General features: G+C 54.4%; 15 protein-coding genes. 14 read left to right on the top strand and 1 reads right to left on the bottom strand.

The window, feature by feature from the left end:
• Positions 1–15 precede the first annotated feature (15 nt).
• From purM to DYE26_RS17440, 10 genes are all read left to right on the top strand, one after another.
• Positions 16–1,059, top strand: coding sequence for a phosphoribosylformylglycinamidine cyclo-ligase (gene purM / locus DYE26_RS17485; RefSeq protein ID WP_036625842.1), 1,044 nt, complete (start codon positions 16–18; stop codon positions 1,057–1,059).
• On the top strand, positions 1,059–1,685 hold the full coding sequence (gene purN, locus DYE26_RS17480) for a phosphoribosylglycinamide formyltransferase (protein ID WP_036625839.1): 627 nt from the start codon (positions 1,059–1,061) through the stop codon (positions 1,683–1,685). Before purM ends, purN begins: the two co-directional genes overlap by 1 nt.
• 94 nt (positions 1,686–1,779) lie before the next feature.
• A complete protein-coding gene (gene purH, locus DYE26_RS17475) occupies positions 1,780–3,327 on the top strand; it encodes a bifunctional phosphoribosylaminoimidazolecarboxamide formyltransferase/IMP cyclohydrolase (protein WP_036625837.1) in 1,548 nt (515 codons plus the stop codon).
• A 126-nt stretch (positions 3,328–3,453) separates the two neighbouring features.
• Positions 3,454–4,719 (top strand): phosphoribosylamine--glycine ligase, encoded by a 1,266-nt coding sequence (purD, locus tag DYE26_RS17470; protein ID WP_036625835.1) that lies wholly within the window; start codon positions 3,454–3,456, stop codon positions 4,717–4,719.
• A gap of 127 nt (positions 4,720–4,846) precedes the next feature.
• On the top strand, positions 4,847–5,068 hold the full coding sequence (locus tag DYE26_RS17465) for a hypothetical protein (RefSeq protein ID WP_036625832.1): 222 nt from the start codon (positions 4,847–4,849) through the stop codon (positions 5,066–5,068).
• Positions 5,069–5,252: 184 nt separating this feature from the next.
• Positions 5,253–6,515 (top strand): threonine ammonia-lyase IlvA, encoded by a 1,263-nt coding sequence (gene ilvA, locus DYE26_RS17460; protein WP_036625830.1) that lies wholly within the window; start codon positions 5,253–5,255, stop codon positions 6,513–6,515.
• Positions 6,516–7,672: 1,157 nt separating this feature from the next.
• A complete protein-coding gene (locus DYE26_RS17455) occupies positions 7,673–8,047 on the top strand; it encodes a GntR family transcriptional regulator (RefSeq protein WP_036625828.1) in 375 nt (124 codons plus the stop codon).
• A gap of 128 nt (positions 8,048–8,175) precedes the next feature.
• A complete protein-coding gene (locus DYE26_RS17450; protein ID WP_036628765.1) occupies positions 8,176–8,874 on the top strand; it encodes an ABC transporter ATP-binding protein in 699 nt (232 codons plus the stop codon).
• The gene (locus tag DYE26_RS17445; protein WP_036625826.1) at positions 8,871–9,623 is read left to right on the top strand and encodes a hypothetical protein; all 753 of its coding nucleotides are present in this window, start codon (positions 8,871–8,873) and stop codon (positions 9,621–9,623) included. The genes DYE26_RS17450 and DYE26_RS17445 overlap by 4 nt, the downstream gene beginning before the upstream one ends.
• Before the next feature lie 28 nt (positions 9,624–9,651).
• Positions 9,652–11,067, top strand: coding sequence for an erythromycin esterase family protein (locus DYE26_RS17440; RefSeq protein WP_036625825.1), 1,416 nt, complete (start codon positions 9,652–9,654; stop codon positions 11,065–11,067).
• Between the two features lie 51 nt (positions 11,068–11,118).
• Here the strand turns inward: DYE26_RS17440 and DYE26_RS17435 are convergent, their stop codons facing one another.
• On the bottom strand, positions 11,119–11,844 hold the full coding sequence (locus DYE26_RS17435) for a DUF1129 family protein (RefSeq protein ID WP_036625823.1): 726 nt from the start codon (positions 11,842–11,844) through the stop codon (positions 11,119–11,121).
• Positions 11,845–12,147: 303 nt separating this feature from the next.
• Here DYE26_RS17435 and DYE26_RS17430 point away from each other — a divergent pair, with 303 nt between their 5' ends.
• The 4 genes from DYE26_RS17430 (at position 12,148) to DYE26_RS17415 (ending at position 15,473) form a co-directional block, all read left to right on the top strand.
• A complete protein-coding gene (locus DYE26_RS17430; RefSeq protein WP_036625820.1) occupies positions 12,148–12,372 on the top strand; it encodes a hypothetical protein in 225 nt (74 codons plus the stop codon).
• A gap of 123 nt (positions 12,373–12,495) precedes the next feature.
• A complete protein-coding gene (locus tag DYE26_RS17425; RefSeq protein ID WP_036625818.1) occupies positions 12,496–13,320 on the top strand; it encodes an alpha/beta hydrolase family protein in 825 nt (274 codons plus the stop codon).
• Positions 13,321–13,452: 132 nt separating this feature from the next.
• Positions 13,453–14,253 (top strand): dioxygenase family protein, encoded by an 801-nt coding sequence (locus tag DYE26_RS17420; RefSeq protein ID WP_036625816.1) that lies wholly within the window; start codon positions 13,453–13,455, stop codon positions 14,251–14,253.
• 152 nt (positions 14,254–14,405) lie between these two features.
• Positions 14,406–15,473 carry a DUF3048 domain-containing protein gene (locus tag DYE26_RS17415; protein WP_036625814.1) on the top strand — a complete coding sequence of 356 codons (1,068 nt, stop codon included), beginning with the start codon at positions 14,406–14,408 and terminating at the stop codon, positions 15,471–15,473.
• Positions 15,474–15,596: the final 123 nt, after the last annotated feature.

Genomic DNA, 15,596 nt, shown 5'->3' with positions numbered 1-15,596 from the left:
GAGTGTGTCCTTCTCGTGTCAGAAGCATACAAAAACGCCGGCGTCGATATTGCGGCCGGGAATGAAGCCGTGGAGCGGATGAAAAAACACGTCAAGCGAACGTTTCGTCCGGAAGTGATGACGGATCTGGGCGGCTTCGGGGCTTTGTTCGGATTGAACAAAGACAAATATGAGGAGCCGGTTCTGGTCTCCGGGACGGACGGCGTGGGCACCAAGCTGAAAATCGCGTTTGCGATGGATAAGCACGATACGATCGGCATCGACGCGGTAGCGATGTGCGTCAACGACATCGTCGTGCAGGGCGCGGAGCCGCTGTTTTTCCTCGATTACCTCGCTTGCGACAAGGTCGTTCCTGAGAAAATCGAGGCGATCGTCGCCGGGATCGCCGAAGGCTGCAGCCAGTCCGGCTGCGCGCTGATCGGCGGCGAAACCGCCGAAATGCCGGGCATGTACGGCGAAGGCGAATACGACATCGCCGGCTTCACCGTCGGCGTCGTCGACAAGCGCAAAATCGTCAACGGCAGCACCATCGCTCCCGGCGATACGGTGATCGGCCTCGCTTCCAGCGGCGTGCACAGCAACGGTTTTTCGCTGGTGCGCAAGCTGCTGCTGGAGGAGGCCGGATACAGCCTGCAGGATACGCTGCCGGAGCTGGGCGGGCAGAAGCTTGGCGAGGTGCTGCTGACGCCGACCAAGCTGTACGTGAAGCCGGTGCTTTCCCTGCTCGAGCGGGTCGACGTCAAAGGCATGGCGCACATTACGGGCGGCGGATTTATCGAAAATATCCCGCGCGTGCTGCCGGAAGGCGTAAATGTGGAGATCGAATCCGGCTCGTGGCCGATTTTGCCGATCTTTGAGCTTTTGCAGCAAAAGGGCAGCGTCAGCAGCCGCGACATGTTCACCACCTTCAACATGGGGATCGGGCTGGTCATCATCGTTGCCGCCGATCAGGCGGAGGCAGCCCTGCAAACGCTGGGCGAGGCCGGCGAAAGCCCGTACGTCATCGGCAAAGTGACCGCAGGCCGCCGGGAAGTGACGTTTGCCGGGGCGGACGTGTAATGGCGGCGGGTTTTCGGATCGCGGTGTTCGCCTCCGGGCAGGGCAGCAATTTTCAAAATTTGCTGGATGCTTCCCGGGCGGGAACGCTTGGCGCAGACATCGTGCTGCTGGTGTGCGACAAACCGCAGGCGCCCGTCGTTGAACGGGCCCGCAAGGCCGGGGTCGACTGTTTTCTTTTTCAACCTAAGGACTATGCGCGGCGGGAAGATTATGAGGCGGAAGTTGCCGCGGAGCTGGACAAGCGGCAGATCGACCTGGTCGTTTTGGCCGGGTATATGCGGCTGTTGACCCCGGTGCTGGTGGAGCCTTACGCCGGGAAAATGATCAACATCCATCCTTCGCTGCTTCCGGCTTTTCCGGGCAAAAACGCGATCGGGCAAGCGTGGGACTACGGCGTTAAAGTGACTGGGATAACGGTGCATTTGGTCGACGGGGGAATGGATACGGGCGCTGTCATCGCCCAAGAACCGGTGGAGATTCTCGCCTCGGATACCCTGGAGTCGCTGGAGGCCAGAATCCATGCCGCGGAACAGCAGTTATACCCGCAAGTCGTGTCGTGGTTTGCCAAAAGCCGTATTAAGGTGAACGGCCGGAAAGTGACGGTTCTGTCGGATGAGGAACAATAGGGCATACTTTTATAGGACATAAAGTGCGCAGGGGTTTCGATATTTCCCGAGAAATATCGGGCATGATTCGCCAAATTAAAAGGAGGGGCCGATTTTGAGTATCAAAAGAGCGCTGGTAAGCGTGTCGGATAAAACGGGGATCGTGGATTTTTGCCGCGAGCTGTCGCAGTTGGGCGTGGAGATCATTTCAACGGGAGGAACAAAAAACCTGCTGTCGAAGGAAGGAGTGCCGGTGATCGGCATTTCCGATGTGACCGGTTTTCCGGAAATTTTGGACGGACGCGTTAAAACGCTGCACCCGGCCGTCCACAGCGGGCTGCTGGCGATCCGCGACAGCGAAGAGCATCAGGCCCAAATGAAGGAGCTGGGTCTGGATTACATCGACCTGGTCGTTGTTAACCTGTATCCGTTCCAGGAGACGATCGCCAAGCCGGACGTGAGTTATGAGGATGCGATTGAAAATATCGACATCGGCGGGCCGACCATGCTGCGTTCCGCGGCCAAAAATCACGCCTTCGTCAGCGTGGTTGTCGATGCGGCCGATTACGGCACGGTTCTTGCGGAAATCCGCGCGGGCGGGGATACGACGCTGGACACGCGCAAACGGCTTGCGGCCAAAGTTTTCCGCCATACGGCGGCTTATGATGCCCTGATTTCCGATTATTTGTCGAAGGTGACCGGCGATCCGCTGCCGGAACGCTACACCGTGACCTATGAGAAAATCCAGGATTTGCGCTACGGCGAAAATCCGCACCAACAAGCGGCGTTCTACCGCAAACCGCTGGCCGCGGCGGATACGTTGACCAATGCGGAGCAACTGCACGGCAAGGAATTGTCCTACAACAACATCAATGACGCCAACGCGGCGCTGCAAATCGTGAAAGAATTCGAGGAGCCGGCTGTCGTTGCGGTGAAGCATATGAACCCTTGCGGGGTAGGCGTAGGCAGCAGCATTTTGGAGGCCTATCAAAAAGCGTATGAGGCTGATCCGGTGTCGATCTTCGGCGGCATCGTCGCTGCCAACCGCATTATCGATGCCGATACCGCGACATTGCTTAAGGAGATTTTCCTGGAGATCATTTTGGCGCCGGGCTTTACCGAGGAAGCGCTGGACATTTTGACGAAAAAGAAAAACATCCGCCTCTTGAAGCTCGGCGGCCTGGAGCTCGGCAGCAAACGCAGCAGCCAGTTTGTCGTGACTTCGATCGACGGCGGCATGGTCGTTCAGGAGAGCGATGTTCATGTGCTGAAGGAATCCGATCTGCAGGTCGTCACCGACCGCAAGCCAACCGAGGAAGAACTCAAGCAGCTGCTGTTCGGCTGGAAAGTAGTTAAGCATGTGAAATCCAATGCGATCGTACTGGCCAAGGACGATATGACGATCGGCGTCGGCGCCGGTCAGATGAACCGCGTCGGTGCGGCGAAAATCGCCATTGAGCAGGCCGGAGAAAAGTCGAAAGGCAGCGTGTTGGCCTCGGATGCGTTTTTCCCGATGGGCGATACGCTGGAAGCGGCGGCCAAGGCCGGCATTACGGCGGTTATTCAGCCTGGCGGCTCGGTTAAGGACGAGGAGTCGATCAAGGTCGCGAACGAGTACGGCATCGCCATGGTATTTACCGGCGTCCGCCATTTCAAACATTAAGCCTCGGCTCCAAACGGCAGACCGCTGCGGCGTGCGGCGGCCTGCCGTTTTTCGGATTATACGCGGGGGAAATGAGTGATTAGCGTCATTACGGTCCGCTTGCGGGCTATAAGGAGGAGACGACAAATGGATATATTGGTGATTGGCGGGGGCGGGCGCGAGCACGCGATTTGCTGGAGCTTGGCGAAAAGCCCCAAAGCCGGCAAGCTTTATTGCGCCCCGGGCAACGCGGGAATCGGCCAGGTGGCTGAACTGGTTCCGATTCAGGTGCATGAATTCGACAAGCTGGCCGCGTTTGCCGAGGAGAATGGCGTCGGCTTGGTCGTGGTCGGGCCTGACGATCCCTTGGCCGATGGCATTGTCGACGTGTTCGAGACTAAGAACATTCCGGTGTTCGGTCCGCGCAAAAACGCGGCCCATATCGAAGGCAGCAAAACGTTTATGAAGGATTTGCTGAAAAAATACGGCATTCCGACAGCGGCTTACGAGAAGTTCGACAGCTATGAGCCGGCCTTGGCGTATTTGCGCAGCCGGCCGGTGCCGATCGTCATTAAGGCGGACGGGCTGGCGGCGGGCAAAGGCGTGACGGTCGCCTTCACTCGCGAACAGGCGGAAGCGGCTTTGAAGGACATTATGGTCGAGAAGGTGTTCGGTGAGTCCGGAAGCCAGGTTGTTATCGAAGAATTTCTCGAAGGCCAGGAAATGTCGATCCTTTCGTTCGTGGACGGGGAAACGGTGCGGCCGATGGCGGCGGCGCAGGATCACAAGCAGGTTTACGACGGCGACAAAGGGCAGAACACGGGCGGCATGGGCACCTATTCCCCGCTGCCGCACATCGCCTCCGGCATCATTGAAGAAGCGGTCGAAACGATCATCAAACCGACGGCCAAGGCGATGGTGGCCGAGGGCCGGCCGTTCCGCGGCGTGTTGTTCGCCGGGCTGATGATTACGCCGGACGGCAAGCCGAAGACGATCGAATTCAACGCCCGCTTCGGCGATCCGGAAACCCAGGTCGTGCTGCCGCGGCTGAAAAGCGATCTGCTCGATATTTTTCTGGCGGCGGTGAACGGCACCTTGGATCAGGCGGAAATCGAGTGGAGCGATGAAGCGGCCGTGTGCGTTGTGCTGGCTTCTGGCGGTTATCCGGCTTCCTATCCGAAAGGCCTGCCGATTGCAGGCTTGGATGAGGTGCGGGAGGCCCTCGTGTTCCATGCCGGAACGGCCCGCAACGAAGCCGGGGAATGGGTCACGAACGGCGGCCGCGTTCTGGGCGTCGTCGGACTTGGCCAATCGATCGCCGAAGCGCGGGACAAGGCTTATCAAGCTGCGGAGCGGATCACGTTCGAGGGCAAGCACAACCGTACGGATATCGCCGCCAAGGCCCTCGTATAGCGGCGGTATTGGAAGAGGATCCGCCTTCCGGGGCGCGCGAGGATAATCCGCTCTTTTTTCGCGCATGTTAAGGGAGAATGGGGATTATAGTCCCTGTCATTCTCTGATTGCGGGAGGCGGCATCAGCATGAGCGACAAAATGAAGGAAATGCTTCCGGTATCGCGTGAAGAAGTGGAAGTGAGCGGCGTATACCGGGACGAGCTGGGGCGCGAGGAGTACTTGCGGAAGGGCGGGGAATTCCCGTCCGATCCGGTGTACGGGACGATGGAGTGGGAGCTTAAAGAGCTTGCTCAGGAGAAAAACTCCAAGGGACATACCGATGACCGTTTGATTCCGAAAAAAGACTGATCCGCCCACTCTAAGCCTCTCCGGCCTGCCGGCTCATACGCCGGATCTGCCGGGGAGGCTTTTTTGCAGTTTGCTCGTTGGCGGGGATTTCCACTTTTACATCGGAAAATGACTTGAACGGAAAGCGGTTTTGGGTGTACTTTTATAAGAATGAGAGAAATCGAGCCAAAGTGAGGAGAAAGCGATGAAGCAGGCGGAACGCCAAACGGTAGGTATGGAAGATATCGTCAAAGCGCATCATGTGCTGAGCGAGGTTGTGGTGCGGACTCCGCTGCAGCTGGATGCAACGTTATCGTTAAGATACGGCTGCAACGTATATTTAAAAAGAGAAGATCTCCAGGTCGTGCGTTCTTTTAAAATCCGCGGGGCCTACAATATGATCCGCAGCCTCCAGCCGGAGGATTTGCAGCGGGGGATCGTTTGCGCGAGCGCCGGCAACCATGCGCAGGGCGTGGCTTTTTCCTGCAACGCGCTGGGAATCCGGGGCAAAATTTTTATGCCAAGCACGACGCCAAACCAGAAAGTTAAGCAGGTAAAACGCTTTGGCGGCGACCATGTCGAGGTTGTGCTGACCGGCGACACGTACGACGACGCTTATGAAGAAGCGATGAAAGCGTGCACCGAGGGCGGAATGACATTCATCCACCCGTTTGATGACCCGAAAATCGTCGCCGGCAACGGGACGATCGGCATGGAGATCATGGAGAACCTCAATGTGCCGGCCGACTATGTGTTTGTGACGATCGGCGGCGGGGGCTTGGTGTCGGGCGTGGGCACGTATTTGAAAACGGTCAGCCCGCAGACGAAAGTGATCGGGGTCGAACCGGCGGGCGCGGCTTCGATGACGGAAGCGCTAAAACAGAAGCAAGTGGTGACGCTGGAAGCGATCGACAAGTTCGTGGACGGTGCGGCGGTCAAACGCGTCGGGGATTTGAACTACGAAATCAGTGCGAAAATCCTCGACGATATCGTTCAGGTGCCGGAGGGCAAGGCGTGCACGACGATTTTGGAGCTGTACAACGACAGCGCCATCGTTGTGGAACCGGCCGGAGCGCTGCCGGTGTCCGCGCTCGATATGTATCGCGACCAAATCCGCGGCAAAAATGTCGTATGCATCATCAGCGGCGGGAACAACGACATCGACCGGATGCAGGAAATGAAGGAGCGCTCGTTGATCTACGAGGGGCTGAAGCATTATTTCCTGATCAACTTCCCGCAGCGCGCCGGCGCCCTGCGCGAGTTCCTGGAGCAGGTGCTGGGCCCGAACGACGACATCACCCGGTTCGAATATACGAAAAAGCACAACAAGGAAAACGGCCCGGCCCTGGTCGGCATCGAGCTGAGCGACAAGGCGGATTACGAAGCGCTGATCGGCAGAATGGCCTCGAAAGGCATCGCCTATACCGAGCTCAACCGGGACTTGAACCTGTTTAATTTGCTGATTTGATGGTTTCTTGCAAATTAAACTCCCCCTTGATTGGAAAAATCCAATAGAATGACGGGAATCTACCGCCATTTTGAGCGCTCGTTGGAAATATCCAATAGATTTCGCTTAAGTCGCCTGTTTTGTACCCTGCCTGGCCCAATCTATTGGAAATATCCAATCAGGGTACTGTCTTTCTACCCAATTTTCGATTCTATTAGATAAATCCAATGAGGCGGCACTATCGTTGCATTAAATCTGATCTGACAAGATACATTTTCCAGTTGCACTGATACTCTAACGGATGCTACAGGCGCTATTTGCTCCAAAAAAGTTGATTTTAAATTGTAACGGTTGCCACGGGGCTTATTTCACTTGAATCCGGCCCTTTTTGCTTAGATTCAGGCAAATAACGGCTGTCACAACCGCTAGAATTTTGAAAAGAGCTTTTTTTGGTAAATAGCCGCTGATACAACCGTTAGATTTCCAGGTAACAGTTCCGGCCAGCAGTTCCGGCCAGCAGTCCGGGCCAGTAGTAGTTCCGGGAAATCTTGAGCAAAGTTAATGCAACGCTAGGTGATGGAGCAGCGAAAAATAAGGCGATCGGCCTTTATAATGTGGCATCCAGCCTTCTCTGACAAATAGTCGGGGAAGGTTTTTTTATTTTTTTAGAGGTTGTTCAAAAAGTCATCTTTCCATGACGAAGCCGTTCATGAAGAAGATTCGACGTCGAATCTTGAATTTAGCCGGGTCAAGCATATGCTTACGACGCATTTTTTCTCCGGAAACATTTCAGTTGCTCACGTACCCAAACCAAGCCTATATTTCCGAAGCCGTTTGCTACGAAAACGTTTAGCTCCGCTACTCAGTTCCTAGCTTCATCCAACTAAAGCGTTTTGAAAAAGCGCACTTCGGAAGCATAAGCTTCGGTCCTGAAAACCCAGCTTTTTGAACACGCATTCGAAAAAGGGCTTTACAATCCCAATTCACTAGTGTACTATTTAACTATAACACTAATACATTAAGGGAGTGATCATGTGCTGCAACCAATGCGGGGAGCGAAATTCCCGAAGCCGGCGGGCTTGAGCTTAATCCACGGAATCAACGGAATCCACGGAATGCCGCCCCATCAAATTAAGACGCCGCCGAGGGCATAATGGCGGAAAGGAGCTGACCCGAACGTGGGCATCGAATTCGACAACAATCTGCCGATTTATTTGCAAATCATGAACTATTTGAAAAAGGAGATTGTTACCGGCAAGTTGAAGGCCGGGGACAAAATCCCCTCCGTGCGAGAATTGGCAGCCGAACTGCAAATCAACCCGAATACCGTGCAGCGGACTTTTCAGGAATTGGAGCGTGAAGCCGTCGTGGAAACGAAACGCGGACTCGGAAGATATGTGACCAGCGAGGAATCGAAAATTATGACGATCAAAAAAGAAATGGCCGGCGAATTGCTTGACCGCTTCATCGGCGGGATGCAGGAGCTCGGCTTCAGCAATCAGGATATCGCGGCGATTGTCGCAGAAGCCGTACAAGGCGAAGAACGGCGATAGGAGGGAGGACGATGGATCGAATGGATCAGAAGGATCAGATGAGCCGGAAGGATCGAATGGATCAGATTGATTGGGTAGATCAGACAGATCAGAAAGATAAGACAGGTCAGACAGGTCAGACAAATCGGATGGATGAACTACTGAAGCTGAAGGGCGTGTCCAAGTCTTACGGCGGCAAAAAGGCGCTGCGCGGCATATCTTTGGGCATCGGCAAGGGTAAAATCGTGGGCCTGCTCGGTCCGAACGGCAGCGGCAAAAGCACGCTGATGAAGATCGTCGCCGGTTTGATTCCGGTTTCTAACGGCCAAGTAATGGTAGACGGTACGCCGGTAGGGTTGAAGACCAAGTCGCTCGTCTCCTTTATGCCGGATCGGCCGCTGACGGAGTCGTGGATGAAGGTGCGCGACGCGGTAGGGTTTTACCGGGATTTCTACGCCGATTTTGACGAGGAAAAGGCCCGGACGATGCTGAAGTTTATGCAGCTGAATGAAGGGGATAAGATCAGTTCGCTGTCCAAAGGGATGAATGAGCGGCTGCAGCTTACGCTGACGCTGTCGCGGAACGCCAAGCTGTATTTGCTGGATGAACCGATTGGAGGCGTAGACCCGGTAGCGCGGGCTAAAATTTTGGATGCGATCGTGGAGTTTTACAGCGAGGACAGCAGTTTGATCGTTTCCACGCATTTGGTGCGGGACATCGAGCGGATTTTCGATGAAGTCGTCTTCATCCGCGAAGGGGAAATCGTCATGCAGGAAGAGGTTGAAGGCTTGCGGATGAAGTATGGCAAGAGCGTAGACGACATGTTTAAAGAGGTGTTTGCGGAATGATGAAACTGCTGAAATACGACTTGAAACGAAATGCCAATACCTTTTTGGGGATGGCGGCGATTTTGGTGACTGTGCAGGCCGCGTTGTCGATCGTCGGCAATGTCAAGGGATGGGACGACGGGCTGATTATAGCTTTCAACATCATTTTGTACGTGTCGGCGGGCATTATCATGCTGGTGCTCGTATGCAAAACCTTTGAAGCCAATATCAAGGCGTACAACCGCAGACTGCTGCCGGTCCACCCGGCCTGGACCGTACTGTCATCGCTGCTGCTCGGCCTGATTATGGCGGCTGTGTTCGTAGCGGTTGCGTTCATCCACGCTTTGTTATATCTCCATTTTAAGGGGATTCCGTACGATCTGTCTTTAGGGCTGGCAAGCGTGAAAGATTGGCTCGGGATCATCTTGGCGGCGGCGTGGGGATATAGCGTGCTGGTATTGACCGTTTTCACGGCGATCACCATCGGCGCAAGCGTCAGCATACGGGGAAAAGCGGGAACCTGGATCGGCATCGTCTCCTTTTTCGTGATCATCAACGTGATGAGCTGGCTGGAAAGCTTGTTGTTCGGGAACGGCGACTCTTCCGTTTTAAGCCTTGGGGTTTTCCGCGGGAGCACAAATGACACGCTTACGATGGCAGCGGGCGGCATCCAGTTCCTGAGCATTGCCCAGTTCTTGTTTGAAGCGGCGTTTGCGGGATTGATGTTCTACGCCACAATTTATTTGTTGAGCAAGAGAATGGAAATATAACCGAGCTAATTTAGGAGATATGGTTTATATGAAAAAAGGATTATATAAACTGGCCGGAGCGTTGTTATCATTAACCATTACGGCCTGCACCTTTCTGCCGGTGTCCGCAAGCGCTGCGGCGGCGGCCTCCGGAAGCCAGAAGGAATGGCTGCGGCAAAACGCCCATCAGCTGACGTCGCTGGAGTCCGAGGATTATAGCGATCTGGCCTTTTTAAAGCCGCTGTTAAAGGACAAAAACGTCGTCAGCCTCGGGGAAAATTTTCACCGGGTGGCCGAATACAGCAGCATCAAAACCAGGCTGATCAAATTTTTGCATGAAGAGATGGATTTTGACGTGATCGCTTTTGAATCTGGGATGGGAGACGCGGCGTCCGTATACGAAAACCGGGATTCCCTTACCCCGGAGGAGATGATGGGCGCTTCGCTTTTTCCAATCTGGCATTCCCAGGAAACGCTGGAGCTGTTCGATTATATCAAGGAGCAGGGAAAGGGCGACGATCCGCTGTACTTGGCGGGATATGACAATCAATTTACGGCCTACTTTTTGACCCAGTTTATAGGGGCGGCGATCGGCAAGCTGGACTCCGAGAAGGGAAAGGCCTTCGTGCAAATGGAATATCAGGCGATTCCGGATGTTTATGAGGTTCTTAATAAGTTCCCGGACGCTCCTTTCAGCAAGGATCCGGCTTATAAAAAGGAAATGCAGGCCGTGGTAGACAAATATGTGCCTCAATATCAAGAGACGATCAAGTATGTTGAGCAGCACCGTGACGAATTAAATGCCAAGTTGCAAGTTTTTTATCCCAGCCAGCCGCATTTTGACGCTATCATCCTGAAATCCTTACGCGACCATGTCGCCTTTCTGGAGAGCGGATTGAAGGATGTGAAGGATATGTATTCTTCCCGGGATGAGTTGATGACGGAAAATCTGGAATGGGTGATGCAGACGTTGTATCCGGGGAAAAAGGTGATTTTGTGGGCCCACAATGACCACCTGGCCAAAAATACCTCGAAAATGCGGGTCAAGCAAGACGGCAAGTGGACGAACAGTTTTACGAGCATGGGCGAACTGATGCACCGGAAGCTCGGGGATAAAATGTATGTGATCGGGCTCTACATGAATCGCGGTTCATCGGTAACGATTACTTCGGGCAAGCCTTTTACCATCCGGCCGGCGACAAAAGGGAGCCTGGAGCACCTGATCATGCAAAGCGGTTACGCGAATTCCTTTATTGATCTAAGCAAGCATAAAGTGAAGAATGCGCAGAGTGCCTGGATGTTCCGGCCGATCTACGCATCCGAGGACGGCATGACCACGGAACAGGTGCTGCCGAATGTGATGCGTTTCATCCCGAAGGAGCAGTATGACGGAATTATCGTCATCGATAAAGTGAAGGCTCCGACACCTGTACAATCCTCCGAGGAATCAAGTAACAACGAGTAAATATGAGATGGGGCCATAAGCAGCTTAGGGCTGTTTATGGCCCCTTTCCCATCATGCTTTGGAGCGCACCCGCAGCAAAACGATTTGCCCGGCCAGGCCGATCGCAAAAATGATCAGGCTGTCCCAAGGGGACACGGTAAAGGCCGGCATAATCCGGTTCAGCAGCGTTCCCAAAGCGATGAGCAGCGCCGCGCCGCCGATGTAGATGCCCAGCGCCTTTAAATCAAACCGGCGGGGACCCGAAGGCTCCGGGGATTCCGCAGATTCTGCGGGTTCGTGGGACTCTGCGGCCCGTTTGCGGCCGGGGCCGAGAAAGCGGGTGACCAGTTCCACCAACATGATCGCCAACCCGGCGATGATGAGCAGCGACGAACTGCTGATCAGCGTGTATTCCAGCTCTCCGCCAAACCATTTGCTGAAAAAGCCGGTGATCATATAAATAAAGAAAACCCAGGTTAGAGCGACCCAGGGAATCATCGTATAATAGATGATTTTATCCTTCAGGCTGCGGGGCGCGCCCGTCAGGACATCGTCCGCCAGCTGGGCGCAATAAGCCTTGGGATCATCGCCAAACAGATCCATGGCGGACACGCCTTTGTCCTGATTTTTGACAATTTGCCGCGCCAGGCTAAGCAAAATCTCCTCCCCTTTGGCTTCAGTCAGCGAACTGGCTCCGGAGCGGAAATACATCACCATTTCCCCGAAATAATTGTCGTTCTCGGCTGTCATCTGCTGCCTTAATTTCTTCGTCTCTCCGATCATTTCATGGATGTACATGAAAGTATCTCTCCTCCCAGGTCCGTACAAGTCACTCTCGAACAAACGACATTCTGCCAAAAAATTACTAATTTTCTTTCGTAGTATACTGCAAAATTTGTCCGCTCCGCAAGGGCCCACAGGAGGGAGTAGGGCGGACCAGGAATGATGGACATTTGGTGAACGAGGTATAAAATCGCCGGCTCCCTCCACACACTACTTTAAAAGAGGCGGTTCAAAAAGTCATCTTTTACGGATATAAGGACGCTGGAGTCGCCGGAGTTTCGCGCCTTATCAACTAATTTATTGCGGGAGGCAGATACAGTGGGAAAATATGATTCGGAGCAGACCCGGAGGTATTTGCTTAACGAAAACTCCCGGGGCAGTCTGGAAGAAGTCGTTTCGAACGAGGTTGACTCGGATGAAAACGCGGATTTTCTTTGCGGGGACGATTGCGGCGACGGGGAGCGCCTAGGCAATCGGCAATTCATGAAGGAGTGGGAAGGACGAGTACAAACCCATGCCTATTTTAGGCAATCTTATGAATAACCAGCGAGCTTGATTGACACGCTTTCCGGCCGGTGATAAGATAAGTTTTATAAAACACATTAAACTTATCGGAATTAAATGGATATAAGTATTTCCGGATATTCACGGGCGGGAGGCGGTTGTATGGAAAGACAGATTGCGATCAAGTATGGGAAAGAGGAAATTGCGGCGAATATCCATTATCCGTCGGAAAACAAACGGGAAGGGCGCTGCCGGCGGGCTCCGCTGGTCTTGATTTGCCACGGCTTTGTCGGCAACCGGATCGGTGTGGACCGGCTGTTTGTCAAAGCGGCCAGGGAACTGGCGGCGGCCGGATTTCTCGTGCTTCGGTTTGATTGCGTCGGCTGCGGCGAAAGCAGCGGGAGCTACGGGGAACAGGACGTCGATTCCCTGATCGCCCAAACCCGCTCGGTGTTGGATTACGGCCTCGAATCCTTTGATATCGATCCGCAGCGGGTCACGTTGATCGGACACAGCCTGGGCGGAACCGTAGCGCTGCTTGCCGCCGTAAGGGACCGCCGCATCAAAAATCTCGTCCTATGGTCTTCCGTCGGATATCCTTTTAACGATATCGTAAAGATTACCGGGCGTGAGGTATACGACAAGGCCGTCAAGCACGGGTCCGCCGATTACCTTGGCTATGACTTGACGCCGCGGTTTTTCGATTCGCTGGGTTCGTCGCAGCCATACCAGGAAGCGCTCAAGTTTCCCGGGGACGTGCTGGTGGTGCACGGCACCTCGGACGATACGATCCCGGTCGATTACGCTTTTCTGTATCAAAAGGTGTTTTGGATGCGTTCCGAAGGGCGCTGCGACAAAGAGATTATTTTTCAGGCCGACCATACGTATTCCTCCGGGGAGCATCAAGCCCGGCTCATCGGCAAGACGAGGGAGTGGCTTGACAGTCTGGAGGCGATTCAGACGGACTGGCAGCATTGGATGATCTAGGAGCAACGCGTGTGAGGGGGCGTTAAGCGCGGCGATCGGGCGATAAAATCATGCCGAACTGGTAAATAACTTCCTGTAGGGATACAATGAATATAGGATACCACCAATTTGGCGCAGGGAGGTTTGAGAGTGATGACTCAACCTGCATTGTTTATCGCACACGGATCGCCGACGCTGGCAATCGAGCAAAACGCGTACACGGGTTTTCTCCGGCAACTGGGACAAAGAACGCTGAAACCGCCCAGAGCCGTTGTTATTTTCTCCGCACATTGGGATTCTCCCGTCCAATGGCTGACGGCGGACCGCAGGCATGAAACGCTGCATGATTTTTACGGTTTTCCCGAGGAAATGTACCGGATTCAATACCCTGCCCCGGGCGATCCGGAGCTTAGCGAAGCGATCGGCGCCATGTTTCATGCCCACAATCTGCCGTATCGGCTATCCGAAGGAAGAGGGCTGGATCACGGGGCATGGGTTGTGCTGCGGGCGATATTCCCGGAAGGAAACATCCCGGTCGTGGCCTTGTCCGTCGATTCCAAGCGCTCACCGGAGGAACAGTATGCCATCGGCAAAATGCTGGCCGGACTCCGGCGGCAAAACGTTCTCATTATCGGCAGCGGCGGCTTGGTGCATAATTTGCGCCTAATCGGAGACGAGGAGAGCGAGCCGTTTCCTTGGGCTGTCGAATTCGACGCTTGGATCGGTGAGCAGCTTCAGGACTGGAATTTGCGGCTGCTGTTCGATTACGGCAAAAAGGCTCCCCATGTCCGCAGCGCCATTCCTCCCTACGGCAAGGAGCATTTTGTGCCGCTGCTTTATGCGATGGGCGCCGCCGATGACGAGCGGCGGGCCGTCAAGCTGTTTCAGGATTACCGGTACGGCAGCTTAAGCCTCAACTGCTGGAAATTCGGCGCCGGGGACGAAGCCCGTTGACCAGGCTGCAAAATATCATGAAGAAGCGCAGAACCGATTCTTTTCGGTTGCTGCGCTTTGTTTTTTTAAATCAAGATGTGAGTCTTTGCGTTTCCAAAGCGGTTTATTTCGACGTATAATGTAAAAAAAACGCATGGGATGACGGAGGTACGATGAACTTATTACGGTCTAAATTCGGAATACTACTGATCTTGTCGGTTTTCCTGCTGCTGATCTCCGGCTGCGGAGGAGCGAAGGAGGCGGTCACCCGGGAGGTTATCGCTCCCCCCGAAGCAGCACCGGAGGAGACGGAGCCGCCCCAACCTGAGGTACCCGCTTACACGGCTCCGCTTACCGGTTTGCCGGCGGAAGCGCCGGTAACCCGCCGCCCGCTGGCGGTCATGGTCAACAATGCGCCGGCTGCGCGCCCCCAGTCGGGCCTGATGGACGCCGACTTGGTGTATGAAGTACTGGCCGAAGGCGGGGTAACCCGCATGGTGGCGATTTATCAAAGCAAGGCGGACAGCGCCAAAATCGGCCCGGTTCGCAGCATTCGCCCGTACATGATCGATTTGGGGGAAAGCTATCACGGCGTTTTGGTCCACGCGGGAGCGAGCAACGATGCGTTCGCCATTTTGCAGCGGCAGCATAAAGAGGATCTCGATGAGATCACGAACGCGGGAGCTTACTTTTGGCGGGACAAGTCCCGGAAGGCGCCGCACAACCTGTACTCCAGTCCGGAAAAATTGCTCGAAGGGGCGGAGAAACGAGGATTCGCCACCGAAGATGCGAACGTGCCGGGATATACTTTTTACCGGGAAAGGGAAGGACCCGTGTCGTGGCAGGAAGCAAGCCGGGTAGAGATCAAGTTTCAACTGGACAATTACCGGGTGGGTTACGAATATGACGCGGCGAGCGGACGATATAAACGTTTCATTAACGGTAAGCCGCACACGGATCTGGAGACCGGCGAACAGCTGACGGCCGCCAATGTCGTGGTGCTGGGGGCCGAACACCGGGTGCTGGACGATGTGGGACGCCTGGACGTGAATTTGGAACTGGGCGGAGACGCGATCGTTTTTGAAAAAGGCAAAATGATTCGCGCAGAGTGGATACATAAACAAGGCGACATCATTCGCTTTATCGTGGACAATCAAGAGCTGCCATTTGTTCCTGGCAATTCTTTCATTCATATCGTGCCCGATTCGCCGGATTTCGACAGTCATATTGCCGTGGAATAGCGGGGGGCGAACTGGGGAAGTCTGTATTTTTGTGGCGAATAGAGGATAATTCTGGTTTATTCAGGCAACTTTAAGCTAAAGAACATGAAATGTTTGCGACATTATTAACCATCTTTCGACCGA

This window comes from Paenibacillus macerans (assembly GCF_900454495.1).
In the GTDB taxonomy this organism is placed as follows: domain Bacteria; phylum Bacillota; class Bacilli; order Paenibacillales; family Paenibacillaceae; genus Fontibacillus; species Fontibacillus macerans.
The sequence above is the reverse complement of the archived record's forward strand: the minus strand, read 5'-3'. Positions and strand labels throughout refer to the sequence as shown.

Excerpts from the sequence above, each read along its gene's own strand:
- purN (WP_036625839.1), top strand. The coding sequence starts at position 1,059 with ATGGCGGCGGGTTTTCGGATCGCGGTGTTCGCCTCCGGGCAGGGCAGC.
- purD (WP_036625835.1), top strand. The coding sequence starts at position 3,454 with ATGGATATATTGGTGATTGGCGGGGGCGGGCGCGAGCACGCGATTTGC.
- DYE26_RS17465 (WP_036625832.1), top strand. The coding sequence starts at position 4,847 with ATGAGCGACAAAATGAAGGAAATGCTTCCGGTATCGCGTGAAGAAGTG.
- ilvA (WP_036625830.1), top strand. The coding sequence starts at position 5,253 with ATGAAGCAGGCGGAACGCCAAACGGTAGGTATGGAAGATATCGTCAAA.
- DYE26_RS17450 (WP_036628765.1), top strand. The coding sequence starts at position 8,176 with ATGGATGAACTACTGAAGCTGAAGGGCGTGTCCAAGTCTTACGGCGGC.
- DYE26_RS17445 (WP_036625826.1), top strand. The coding sequence starts at position 8,871 with ATGATGAAACTGCTGAAATACGACTTGAAACGAAATGCCAATACCTTT.
- DYE26_RS17440 (WP_036625825.1), top strand. The coding sequence starts at position 9,652 with ATGAAAAAAGGATTATATAAACTGGCCGGAGCGTTGTTATCATTAACC.
- DYE26_RS17435 (WP_036625823.1), bottom strand. The coding sequence starts at position 11,844 with ATGTACATCCATGAAATGATCGGAGAGACGAAGAAATTAAGGCAGCAG.
- DYE26_RS17425 (WP_036625818.1), top strand. The coding sequence starts at position 12,496 with ATGGAAAGACAGATTGCGATCAAGTATGGGAAAGAGGAAATTGCGGCG.
- DYE26_RS17420 (WP_036625816.1), top strand. The coding sequence starts at position 13,453 with ATGACTCAACCTGCATTGTTTATCGCACACGGATCGCCGACGCTGGCA.
- DYE26_RS17415 (WP_036625814.1), top strand. The coding sequence starts at position 14,406 with ATGAACTTATTACGGTCTAAATTCGGAATACTACTGATCTTGTCGGTT.